The following is an 11,078-nucleotide window of genomic DNA, read 5'->3' as shown; positions in this document are numbered from 1 at the left end:
CCTCGCCGGCGGGAGGTCGGAAATCGCCGACCCCGCTGCGGCACGGCGTTTTTCGCCAACCGATGCACAGTCGTGACCGGATCAGCGCGGGACGGGGGCCGTGACGTCCTCCGTGGTGTGCCCGATATCACCCCTCCGTCCGCGCCGCACGCCGCTCCCCGGCGGGCTCCGCAGGGCCGGGCGGCCCCTCAGCGGCCTCGCTAGAGTGACCGGGTGGACGACGCGGGTCGGGCAGGTCACGGGGACCTCCGCAGCCGTTGCTGCGGAGGAGGAGCGCCATGACGGTGACCGAGGAGTCGGTGGTGCTGGTCAGCCCCGCCGGCGAGCCCATCGGGCAGCGCCTCAAGTCCGAGGTGCACGACGCCGAGACGCCGCTGCACCTGGCCTTCTCGCTCTACCTCTTCGACGCCGACGACCGGCTGCTGCTCACGCGGCGGGCCCTCGGCAAGCGAACCTGGCCGGGCGTGTGGACCAACACCTGCTGCGGGCACCCGGCCCCCGGCGAGGCGGTGGAGGACGCGGTCCGCCGGCGGGTCGGCGAGGAGCTCGGGCTGGTGCTCGGCGACCTCGAGTGCGTCCTGCCCGACTTCGCCTACACGGCCACCGACGCCAGCGGCGTCGTGGAGAACGAGATCTGCCCCGTCTACCGGGCGCGGACCCTGCATCCGGCCACGGACCCGCTGCCGAACCCTGCCGAGGTCATGGACTGGAAGTGGGGGGCATGGGACGACGTGGTGCGTGCGGCGGAGGCGACCCCGTTCGTCTTCAGCCCCTGGTCGGTGCTGCAGGTCGAGCGGCTGGCGGTGGCCGGATGAGCTGCGGCCGGCCGGCCGGGGTGGTCCGGTGAGCTCCCAGCTCTCGCCCGCCCAGCGCCCCGGCCGTCGTCGCGGTGCGTCCGCGGTGGTCGCCCTGCCCTCCCGGCGCGCCGGCGAGCTGAACGAGGAGTTCCTCGCCCGCGTCGACAGCCGGATGGCCGAGGTCGTCGACGACCTCGAGCGCGTCTGGACCGACGAGCTGTCCACCCCGGGCGCGGTCGTCGACATCCTCAGCGACCGCGACCTGCCCGAGCTGCTCCGGGGCCTGGTGGGCACCGGCGGCAAGCGGATCCGGCCCAGCATGTGCCTGTGGGGCTGGGTGGTGGCCGGCGGCCGGCGGGACGACCACGGGGCCGACGACGTGCTCCAGGTCGCCACCGCCCTCGAGCTGCTGCACATCTTCGCGCTCATCCACGACGACGTGATGGACGAGTCGGCCTCCCGCCGCGGCCAGCCGTCGGTGCACACCCTGGCCGCCCAGCTGCACCTGCACAGCGGCGGCCGCGGCAGTGCCGCGCGGTTCGGCGACAGCATCGCCGTGCTGGTCGGCGACCTGGCCCACGCCGAGGCCGACCACCTGGTCAGCCACCTGCCGCCCGCGCTGCGGGCGATCTGGCGGGTGCTGGTGGTCGAGCTGGTCCGCGGGCAGAGCCGCGACCTGACCGGCAGCGCCGCCGGCCGGCGCGACCTCGCGCACGCCCGGCAGGTCGCGCAGGCCAAGTCCGGCTGCTACACCGTCTGGCGGCCGCTGCAGCTGGGGGCGACCGCCGCCGGTGCGGGCCCCGGCACCCTCGACGTGCTGGCCACCTACGGCGCCGAGGTCGGCGAGGCCTTCGCGCTGCGCGACGACCTGCTCGGGGTCTGGGGCGACCCGGCCCGCACCGGCAAGCCGGCCGGCGACGACCTGCTGTCCGGCAAGCCGACGGTGATCCTCTCCCTCGCCCACGAGCTGCTCCAGGGTCCCGCCCGCGACGTGCTGGAGCGGGTCGGCACCCCGGAGCTCAGCCCGGCCGACGTCGTGTTCCTGCAGGACGCGCTCCGGGCCGGTGGCGTGGTCGACGCCGTGGAGTCACGGATCAGCGCCCACGTCCACGCCGCCGTGGCCGCGCTGGCCGCCGACGGCCTGGACCCCCAGGGCGTCGCCGGCCTCACCCAGATGGCCCACCGCATCGCCTGGCGCGACCGGTGACCGGCCGCCACCCCCGTCCCACCCCCCGCCCCGAGGAGCACCTCATCCGCACCCCCGTCCGCTCGTCCGCCTCCCGCGCATGAGCTCCGTCGTCGTGATCGGGGCCGGGCTCGCCGGCCTGTCCACCGCCTGCCACCTCTCCGGCCGCGGCCACGACGTGACCGTCGTGGAGCGCGAGGACATCCCCGGCGGCCGCAACGGGCTGCTGCACCGGGACGGCTTCACCTTCGACACCGGTCCCAGCGTGCTGACCATGCCCGACCTGATCGCGGACGTGCTCCGCGCCGCGGGCAGCGACCTGTCGGCGCTCGGCCCGCTCAAGCGGCTCGACCCGGCCTACCGCGCCGTCTACGCCGACGGCAGCACGATCATGGTCCGCGGCGACCGCGAGGCGATGCGGCAGGAGATCGCCGACACCTGCGGCAGCGTCGACGCGGCCGCCTTCGAGGGCTTCGTGGAGTGGCTGCGGAAGCTCTACGTCGTCGAGATGCCGAACTTCATCGACACCAACTTCGACTCCCCGCTGGGGCTGCTGAAGAACCCCCGCGCCGCGGCGAAGCTGCTGCAGCTGGGCGCCTTCCGGCGGCTGGGCCCGGCGGTCCGCTCCCACTTCCGCGACCCGCGGCTGCACCGGATCTTCAGCTTCCAGGCGATGTACGCGGGGCTGGCGCCGGAGAAGGCGCTCGCCCTCTACGCCGTCATCACCTACATGGACAGCATCGAGGGGGTCTACTTCCCCGAGGGCGGCATGCACGCCGTGCCACTGGCGCTGGCCCAGGCCGCGGAGAAGGCCGGGGCGCAGTTCCGCTACGGCGAGTCCGTCGAGGCCGTGCTCCGCTCCCCCACGGGCCGGGTGGCCGGGGTCCGGCTCGCCGGCGGTGAGGCCGTCCGGGCCGACGCCGTGGTCTGCACCCTCGACACCCCGGTGGCCTACGAGCATCTGCTGCCCGAGCTGACCCCGCCCCGGGCCGCGCGTCCCGGCAGGGGCGACTACTCCCCCTCCGCCGTCGTCTGGCACGTCGGCGCGCGCGGGGTCCCCGCCGCCCCCGTCGCCCACCACAACATCCACTTCGGCGAGCAGTGGGACACCGCGTTCGACGCCCTGCTGGACCGGGGTGAGCTGATGCCCGACCCGTCGCGGATGGTCACCATCGCCTCCCTCGACGCGCCCGGCGCGGCACCCGAGGGCTGCTCCTCGCTGTTCGTGCTGGAGCCCGTGCCCAACCTGTCGGGCGGCAAGATCGACTGGGCGCAGGAGGCGCCGGCGATGCGCGACCGGCTGCACGGCTTCCTCGGCGCCCACGGCTACCCCGACGACGTGGTCACCGAGGAGCTCGTCGACCCGGTCGCCTGGCAGCGCCAGGGGATGGCGGCCGGCACCCCGTTCGCGCTCGCCCACACGTTCCCGCAGACCGGCCCGTTCCGGCCGCCCAACGTCGAGAAGCGCGTTCCCGGGTTCTTCTTCGCCGGCTCGGGCACGGTGCCCGGCGTCGGGGTCCCGATGGTGCTGATCTCGGGCAAGCTGGCCGCCCAGCGGGTCAGCGACTACCTGCCGGGACCGGCACGGTGAGCCGCACCGTCCAGCCCGCCGGCCAGGCGGGCCGCGAGGCCCTGCTGCAGGAGGGCTATCGGCGGGCCGCCGGCCTCACCTGGCGCTACGGCACCACCTACTACTGGGGCGCGGCGCTGCTGCCCAAGGCCCGCCGCCGGCACGTGCACGCGGTCTACGCCCTGTGCCGGCTGGCCGACGACATCGTCGACGACCAGGCCGTCGTCGACCGCGGCGACACCGTCGCCACCGGCGCCGCGCTGGAGGCGTTCGCCGACCGCTTCCGGACCGCCGTCACCGCCGAGGAGGCCGGTGACCCGACCGGCGACGACCCGGTGATGGCCGCCGTCGCCGCCACCGTCGTCGCCTGCGGCATCGACCGCGAGTGCTTCGACCGCTTCTTCGGCGCGATGGCGATGGACCTGACCACGAGCCGCTACGAGACCTGGGACGACCTCTGCGGCTACATGGAGGGCTCCGCCGCCGTCATCGGGGAGATGATGCTGCCGGTCCTGGAGCCCACCAGCCCGATGGCGCAGGAGCCCGCCCGCGCGCTCGGGCTGGCCTTCCAGCTGACGAACTTCCTGCGCGACGTCGACGAGGACCTCGACCGCGGCCGGGTCTACGTGCCGCAGGAGGACCTGCGGCGCTTCGGCGTCGACCTCACCGCCGCCGACGGCTCCGGGCGCCGGGCGACGCCGCAGTGGCGCGCCTTCCTCGCCTTCCAGATCGCCCGCAACCGCGAGCTGTACGCGCTGGCCGACACCGGCATCGCGCTGCTGCCCGGTCGCTCGGCCCGCTGCGTCGGCGCGGCCCGCGTCCTCTACAGCCAGATCCTCGAACGCATCGAGGCCGCCGACTACGACGTCTTCAGCACCCGCGCCCGGGTGCCCACCTGGCGCAAGGCCACCACCGCGGCCCGCATCATGGTGGCGGGGCCGCCGACGCCGCCCGTCCGCACCGCTCTCCCGGGACCAGGAAGGACCGCCGACCATGTCGCTCCGTACCCCCGCTGACGCCGGCCGCCAGGCCACCGGCCAGCAGGCGGCCGAGGCCAGCCTGGTCCCCGGTCTGCCGATGCCGGCCGCGGTCCGCCAGCGCATCCCGCTCTACCGGGTGCCCCAGCCGCGCGAGGACCGGATGATCTCGACCTGGCGGCTGGCCCGCCCGCGGCGGATCGCCGCCGCGCTCGCGGTCGCCCAGGCGCAGAACTCGGGCGGCTGGTACGTCGCGGGCGCCAGCACCGACGTCGGCCGCAAGGAGTCCGTGGCGCGCACCATCGCCGGGCGCGAGGTCGTGCTGTGGCGCGACGGCGACGGCGCCCTGGTCGCCGGGCCCGGCGCCTGCCCGCACCTGGGCGCGCTGATGGACCGCTGCCCGGTGATGGACGGCACGATGTACTGCCGCTGGCACGGGCTGGCGTTCACCGACCAGCCCCAGCCCGGCTGGAGCCCCTACCGCGCGTTCGACGACGGCGTGCTGGTCTGGGTGGGCCTGCCCACGCCCGGCGAGGAGCCGACGGAGCGGCCGTCGCTGCCGCCGCGGCCGCCGCAGCTCGGCTCGGTCGCCGCCGTCATCGCCCAGCCGGGCACCTGCGAGCCCCAGGACGTCATCGCCAACCGGCTGGACCCCTGGCACGGCTCCTGGTTCCACCCGTACGCCTTCAGCCATCTCGTCGTCGACGACGAGGCCAGCGACGACCGCACGATGGTCGTCGACGTGACCTTCCGGCTGAGCCGCACCTGGGGCGTCCCGGTCCGCGCCGAGTTCACCTGCCCGGACACCCGCACCATCGTCATGCGGATCGTCGAGGGCGAGGGCACGGGCAGCGTCGTGGAGACGCACGCCACCCCGCTCGGCCTCGACGCGGAGGGCCGGCCCCGGACGATGATCACCGAGGCGACGATCGCCTACTCCGACCGTCCGGGCTTCGCCGCCGCCCGCTGGTTCTCCCCGGTGCTCAAGCCGCTGATCCGCCGGACCGCCCGCCAGCTCTGGGTGGACGACCTCGACTACGCCGAGCGGCGCTACGACCTCCGCGAGCGGGGCGAGTTCCCGGGCTGACCGCCCCGGCGTCGGCGTCCGCTCCGGCGGCGCCGCCTCACACCCGGGCGCCGCCGTGGTGCGGACGCCCTCGTGGTGCTGACGCCCTCGTCGGCGTCCCCGACCCCCGGGCCGAGCCCGGTCCCCCACTTCACACCCCTGCGGTGGTCGCTGCGCCCCTTCCACGGGGTGTGAAGCCCACCGACGGGGTGTGAAGTGGGGGACCTGGGTCGGCCCAGGTCACCCGCCGGGCAGCCGCCCGCCGGCCGACCGCGGAGGTCCGGTCAGGCCGTCCGGGTGAGGAGCCGCCGGACGCGGCCGGCGACGGGGTGGCGGGACCGCATCGGGACCGTCCAGAGGTCGTGGCCGGCGACGCCCTCGCGGGCGAGCAGGGCGTTCGCCGCCAGCCAGCCGGTGGTGGCGGCGCGCTCCATCAGCGCCACCGGGTAGTCGCAGCGGACGCCGTCGCCCGCCAGCACCACCCGCGGGTCGGGCGTCGCGACCTCGGGCCGCAGCTGCCAGGGTGCGGTGCTGGCCAGCGGGCAGTCCTGGCTGACCAGCCACTCCTGCGCCAGCACCGCCGCCCCGGCCAGCTCGGGGTAGAGCGCGTCGAGGTGGTGCCGCAGCTCGGCGCGGACGGCGGACTCGTCCCACGGGTCCTGCAGGGCGTAGGCGTGCAGCTCGACGACCGAGCCGCCCCGCTCGTCCGACCAGCGGCGGGCGCCGTCCTCGAACCGCTCGAGCAGCGAGACGTTGTCCAGCGGGCCGAAGCCGCTGGTGCCGAGGAAGGGTGAGCGCTCGACGTCGGCGCGGCGGTCGAGCCAGAGCCGCCACACGGCGAACGGCGGGGCGTTGCGGCCCGCCCCCACCCGGTCGGCGTAGTCCTCGTCGAACAGCGGCGACCCGGTGACCAGCCGCCGGGTGGTGCCCGGGTCGGTGGCCACGACGACGCCGCCGACCCGGCGCTGCTCGCCCGAGCCGAGGGTGACCTCGAGGTCGTCACCGGAGCCCGCCACGTGCTCGACGGTCGTCGAGGTCAGCACCTCGACCCCGAGGCCGTGCAGGTGACGGCCCAGCGGCGCCCACAGGCTGGTGTCGTAGTCGTCGCGCGGGACGTCGAACAGGAGCCCCTCGGCCGACCCGGTGAAGTAGGAGTGGAACATCGCCACCAGCTCCCCGGCCGCGAACTCGGTCGGGTGGGCGAAGAAGCTCCGGGCGAACACCTCGAGGGCGAGGTGCCGGGCGTCGGCCGGGAAGCGCAGCCGGTCCAGGAAGTCCGCGGCGCTCTCGCCGTCGTAGCGGGAGAAGGTGGAGGGGAAGTCGACGTCCAGCAGCTCGAGGGCCGCCGGGATGTCCACCCGGGCCAGGTCGGCCGCGGTGAAGGACGGGCTCTGCGCCACGAAGGTGGCGATGGAGAGCGGCGGGGTCCGCGGGATGCTGGCGAAGGAGTCCCGGTGCCCGTCCGCCAGCACCAGCGGGTAGTCCTCCAGGGGCACCAGCCGGTCCAGGCCCGGGTCGGAGCGGCGCAGCAGCGAGCGCAGGTTGTAGTACTGCCGGAAGAAGGCGTGGAACCCGCGGCTCATCGTGGTCGGCGGCCCACCGGCGTCCGGGTGCTCGACCGGCCAGGCCCGGACGCGTCCCCCCAGCTGGGGCTGCGCCTCCACCAGGGTGACCGGGACGCCGCGCTCGGCCAGGCCGGTGGCCGCGGCCAGCCCGGCGATGCCGCCGCCGGCCACCAGCACCGGGCGCCGGCCGTCGCTGCGCCGGCTCCCGGCGGCCGCGGGGTGCCGGACGGCCCGCGGGTCGCGGCCCGGGACCCAGCCCGCGGCGCTCACCGGTCCCCCGCCCGGCGGGCGCGGAAGGTGTGCAGGATGCCGCGCTGCCAGCCGGGCACCGTGGAGACCTCGACGTCGACGAACCCGGCCCCGTAGAGCCGGTCGACGAAGGTCTGCACCGCGTCGAAGCCGCGGACGCTGCGCCACAGGTACCGGTAGAGCCGGGTCTGCCGCGAGGTCAGCCAGCTCAGCGGGATCACCACCAGCCAGCAGACCAGCGACCAGATGAGGTCGGCGGCCCGGGAGTGGGCGACCGAGTACTCCTGCACCACCAGGACGCCGTCGGGTGCCAGCAGGTCGTGGACGTCGCGGAGCACCTCGTCGCGCTCGGTGACGTTGCGGAAGAGGTAGGCGGCGAGGACGCCGTCGACGGCTCCGGCGAGCCCGAACTCCCCGCGCCGGGCGGCCAGGTCCTGGGCCAGCCCGTGCTCGAACCGGACGCCCGCCGGCCAGCTCTTCTCCCGGGCCTCGTCGAGCATCCCGGAGGAGGCGTCGACGCCCGTCACGGCGACGGCCCGCCCGTCCTGCCGTGCCGCGGTCACCAGGGCGCGGGTCGAGGCCCCGGAGCCGCAGCCCAGGTCGACCAGCCGGAGCGGACCGGGCGTCGGGACCGCCGCCAGCAGCGCCTCGGCGGCGGTGGCGAGGTGGGCGTGGTAGCCGGGGTTGCGGGCCACCATGGTGTCGTAGCTGGGTGCCGCCTCGTCGAACGCGAGGGGCACCTCCTCGGTCGTGATCAGGGTCGTTCCTCACCTCGTCGGGCCGGCACCCGGCGGGCTCGCCAGGGTGACCCCTCCACCCGGTCCCGGCCGGGCCGCGGGGCCTCGACAACCCTAGCCGTCCGGGCCGACAGCGCCCCGGGACCCGCGGGCCCGCCGACGGCCCCGGGAACGCATTAGTACGGACGGCCGATTAAAAAGAATCTGGTCCCTGACCTGAGAGATCGTCAAGAATGCTGTAAAGAGCCTTTTGATTCCATCGTTTTGAAAGCGAATGAATGAGTTAAGATCCCGCCATGCGTCGCACCCATCCCGTCCACGCGGTGCGGCGGAGCGGAGGATCCGGGGACCTGCGACAGGGCAACCTGGCGCAGATCCTGCGCTTCGTCCGCGACCACGGCCCCAGCAGCCGGCACGACATCGCCCACGGCTGCGGCCTGGGCATCTCCACCATGACCGACCTCGTCGGCGAGCTCCGGTCCCGCGGCCTGGTCCGCGAGCTCGAGCCCGTCCGCCGACCGGGCGCCGGGCGGCCGACCAAGCCGATCGCCCTCGACGGCGACACCTGGTGCGTCCTCGGTGTCCAGCTGGACATGCTCGAGGCCTCCTTCATCTGCACCACCGTGGGCGGCCGGGAGCTGTGGCGCGAGCAGGTGCCCCTGCAGCTGCTGCACTCCGGCCCGGAGCGGGGGTTCGCGCTCTTCCACACCGCCCTCTGCGGCCAGCTGCGCCGGATCCCCGAGGACAAGTCGCTCGTCACGGTGCACATCGGCCTGCCCGGCTACGTCGGCGAGGACGGGGGGACCGTCAGCTGGTGCCCCACCCTCGACTGGGACGGGCTGCCCCTGAAGACCGCGGTCTACGACACCCTCTACAGCGCCGGCTGGGAGGACGTCACCGTCGGCATCGACCACGACGGCCACCTCGCGGCCCTCCAGGCGGTCCGGGCCGAGCTCCCCGCCCCCATGCCGCACGTCGCGGTGTACGTCGGCGGGCTGCGCGAGATCAACGGGGGCGTCGTGCTGGGCGGGGAGATCTTCCGCGGCTACGGCGGAGGCGCCGGTGACCTCGGGCACGTCCGGGTGCACCCGGACGGGCCGGCCTGCGCCTGCGGCCGTCGGGGTTGCCTGGAGTCGCTGCTGGGGCCGGAGCAGCTGCTGGCCCGCAGCGAGCTGGTCTCGGCGTCCGAGGCGACCCGGCTCACCACCTTCGAGCCGTTCCGCGCGCTGCAGATGCTCGTCGAGGCGGCCCGCACCGACCACCCGGGGGTGCTGGCGGCGCTGGAGCAGGGAGGCGCGGCCCTGGGGGTCGCCCTCGACGGCATCATCGGGACCATCAACCCGCAGGTGGTGGTGCTCGGCGGCTACCTCGGGCTGCTCCGCCGGTCGCTGCAGGACGCGCTGCAGGAGGGGATCGACGCCCGGATCGCGATCGGCCCCTTCGCCGCCACCCAGGTGGTCAGCCTCGACTCGGTGGGCGTGAACCGCGTCGTCCTGGGCGCCGCGGTGGCCGCCCGCGACGCCGTCCTGCAGGACCCGCTCAACCTGACCCAGGTGCTCTGAGGGCGCTCAGCCCTCCAGGGCGACGGCGCTGAGCACCACGGCGGCCGACGCCCAGGCCAGCGGGGCCACCGCGGCCGGCCGGCCGTCGGCCAGCACCTTCTCCGGGAGGGAGCCGGCGGCGGTCCGGTGGTCGTCGAGCCAGCGCAGCCAGGCCACCGCCGTGTCGCGGTCGCCCACCGAGGCCGCGGCCAGCGCGTAGCTGGAGGTGGACGTCGTCCAGCTGATGCCGTCGTCGCGCCAGGACCCACCGGGCGCCAGCCCCCCGGCCGGGCGGAGCATCGCCCGCGGCGCGCTCCGGTAGGCCGCGACGGCGTCGGGGTCCGGATGGGCCGCGAAGGGCGGCAGCAGGAACACCACCCCCAGGTCGACCGAGGACGCCGGCCCGCCGGGGTGGCGCGGGAAGCCGTCGTCGGCGAAGCGCGCGGAGACGGTCGCCGCCAGCCGTCCGGCCGCCGCCCCGGCCGCGTCCGCCGCCGGGTCGTCGCCCGCCAGCGCGTACAGCCGGCCGGCGGCCTCCAGCCCGGCCCGCAGCAGGGCCGCCGTGGCCAGCGTCGGCCGCCGCTCGGGCCGCTCCCAGTAGTCGGGCCCGGCCGGCGGCAGCCGCCGGCCGTCGTCGACGGCGGCCTGCGCCGCCGTCGTGGAGCGGTCCAGCAGGCCGCGGTACCGCTGCACCAGCGCGGCCCGCTCCTCCGCCGGCCCGGCGTCGGCGACCACGGCGAGCGCCCAGAGGGCCCAGCCCGTCCCGTCGAGCTGGTCGCCGCGGTCGTCGGGGACCCCCGACGCGTCGGGGGCGTACCGGGCCGCGAACACCCCGGACGGGGGCTGCACCCGCTGCAGGAAGGTGAGGACGGCCTCGGCGTCGGCCGGGTGCCCGGTGCGGGCCAGCGCGGCCGCCGCCAGCGCGGAGTCCCGCGGCCAGACGTGCCGCCAGGGCGGCGGCCAGCCGGCGACCGGGACGCCCGTGCCGAGGCCCAGGGTGCGCAGGTCCAGCAGGGCGTCGCTGACCAGCGTGCTGCCCGCCAGCTCCGGGACCGACGGGACGGTGCCCGCCGCCGACCAGGCGCGTTCGGCCCGCAGCGCGTCCGCGGTGGCCGGCGTGCCGGCCAGCACCCGGCTGCCCGGCACGAGGTCCGCGACGTCGTGGACCGGCTGCACCCGGCCGTCGGCGCCGACGCCGAGGGTCAGGGCGTCGAGGGGGATGACGCGGTCGCGGGTCGCCCGGCCGACCGCCGCCGGACCGCACAGCCCGTACACGGAGACCACCGCCAGGCCGAGGGCCACCGGTCGCGCCCACCGCTGTCCCCGGGACGGCCGGGGCCGCGGCGCCGGCCGCTCGTGCTGGGCCGCGGGCGTCATGCCCGGCAGCCTA

9 protein-coding genes are annotated in these 11,078 nt (G+C 75.9%); 6 read left to right on the top strand and 3 right to left on the bottom strand.

Annotated features, from left to right (window positions below; all coding sequences use genetic code 11):
* The first annotated feature begins 278 nt into the window (after window positions 1-278).
* The 5 genes from idi to BLT72_RS01690 all read left to right on the top strand — a co-directional run bounded on the left by idi (window position 279) and on the right by BLT72_RS01690 (window position 5,617).
* Window positions 279-815, top strand: coding sequence for an isopentenyl-diphosphate Delta-isomerase (gene idi / locus BLT72_RS01710; RefSeq protein ID WP_091409289.1), 537 nt, complete (start codon window positions 279-281; stop codon window positions 813-815).
* A gap of 28 nt (window positions 816-843) precedes the next feature.
* The gene (locus BLT72_RS01705; protein ID WP_091409285.1) at window positions 844-2,004 is read left to right on the top strand and encodes a polyprenyl synthetase family protein; all 1,161 of its coding nucleotides are present in this window, start codon (window positions 844-846) and stop codon (window positions 2,002-2,004) included.
* A gap of 79 nt (window positions 2,005-2,083) precedes the next feature.
* Entirely contained in the window at window positions 2,084-3,574 is a 1,491-nt protein-coding gene (gene crtI / locus BLT72_RS01700; RefSeq protein WP_091409282.1) for a phytoene desaturase family protein, read from the top strand.
* Complete coding sequence (locus BLT72_RS01695) at window positions 3,571-4,569, top strand: phytoene/squalene synthase family protein (RefSeq protein WP_231930269.1); 999 nt, start codon at window positions 3,571-3,573, stop codon at window positions 4,567-4,569. The genes crtI and BLT72_RS01695 overlap by 4 nt, the downstream gene beginning before the upstream one ends.
* Window positions 4,547-5,617, top strand: coding sequence for a Rieske (2Fe-2S) protein (locus BLT72_RS01690; protein ID WP_197677162.1), 1,071 nt, complete (start codon window positions 4,547-4,549; stop codon window positions 5,615-5,617). The genes BLT72_RS01695 and BLT72_RS01690 overlap by 23 nt, the downstream gene beginning before the upstream one ends.
* Window positions 5,618-5,880: 263 nt before the next feature.
* Here BLT72_RS01690 and BLT72_RS01685 read toward each other — a convergent pair whose 3' ends face one another.
* Both BLT72_RS01685 and BLT72_RS01680 read right to left on the bottom strand, forming a co-directional pair.
* Window positions 5,881-7,431, bottom strand: coding sequence for an FAD-dependent oxidoreductase (locus BLT72_RS01685; RefSeq protein WP_091409278.1), 1,551 nt, complete (start codon window positions 7,429-7,431; stop codon window positions 5,881-5,883).
* Complete coding sequence (locus tag BLT72_RS01680) at window positions 7,428-8,150, bottom strand: class I SAM-dependent methyltransferase (RefSeq protein ID WP_197677161.1); 723 nt, start codon at window positions 8,148-8,150, stop codon at window positions 7,428-7,430. Before BLT72_RS01680 ends, BLT72_RS01685 begins: the two co-directional genes overlap by 4 nt.
* Window positions 8,151-8,443: 293 nt before the next feature.
* Between BLT72_RS01680 and BLT72_RS01675 the strand changes: the two genes are divergently transcribed.
* Window positions 8,444-9,709 (top strand): ROK family protein, encoded by a 1,266-nt coding sequence (locus tag BLT72_RS01675; RefSeq protein ID WP_091409272.1) that lies wholly within the window; start codon window positions 8,444-8,446, stop codon window positions 9,707-9,709.
* Window positions 9,710-9,715: 6 nt separating this feature from the next.
* On the opposite strand, the gene BLT72_RS01670 is transcribed toward BLT72_RS01675, so the two are convergent.
* Entirely contained in the window at window positions 9,716-11,065 is a 1,350-nt protein-coding gene (locus tag BLT72_RS01670) for a glycoside hydrolase family 15 (protein WP_157720233.1), read from the bottom strand.
* Window positions 11,066-11,078 lie beyond the last annotated feature (13 nt).

The organism is Friedmanniella luteola, assembly GCF_900105065.1.
GTDB lineage: Bacteria > Actinomycetota > Actinomycetes > Propionibacteriales > Propionibacteriaceae > Microlunatus > Microlunatus luteolus.
This window is presented reverse-complemented; position numbering and strand designations above follow the sequence as displayed.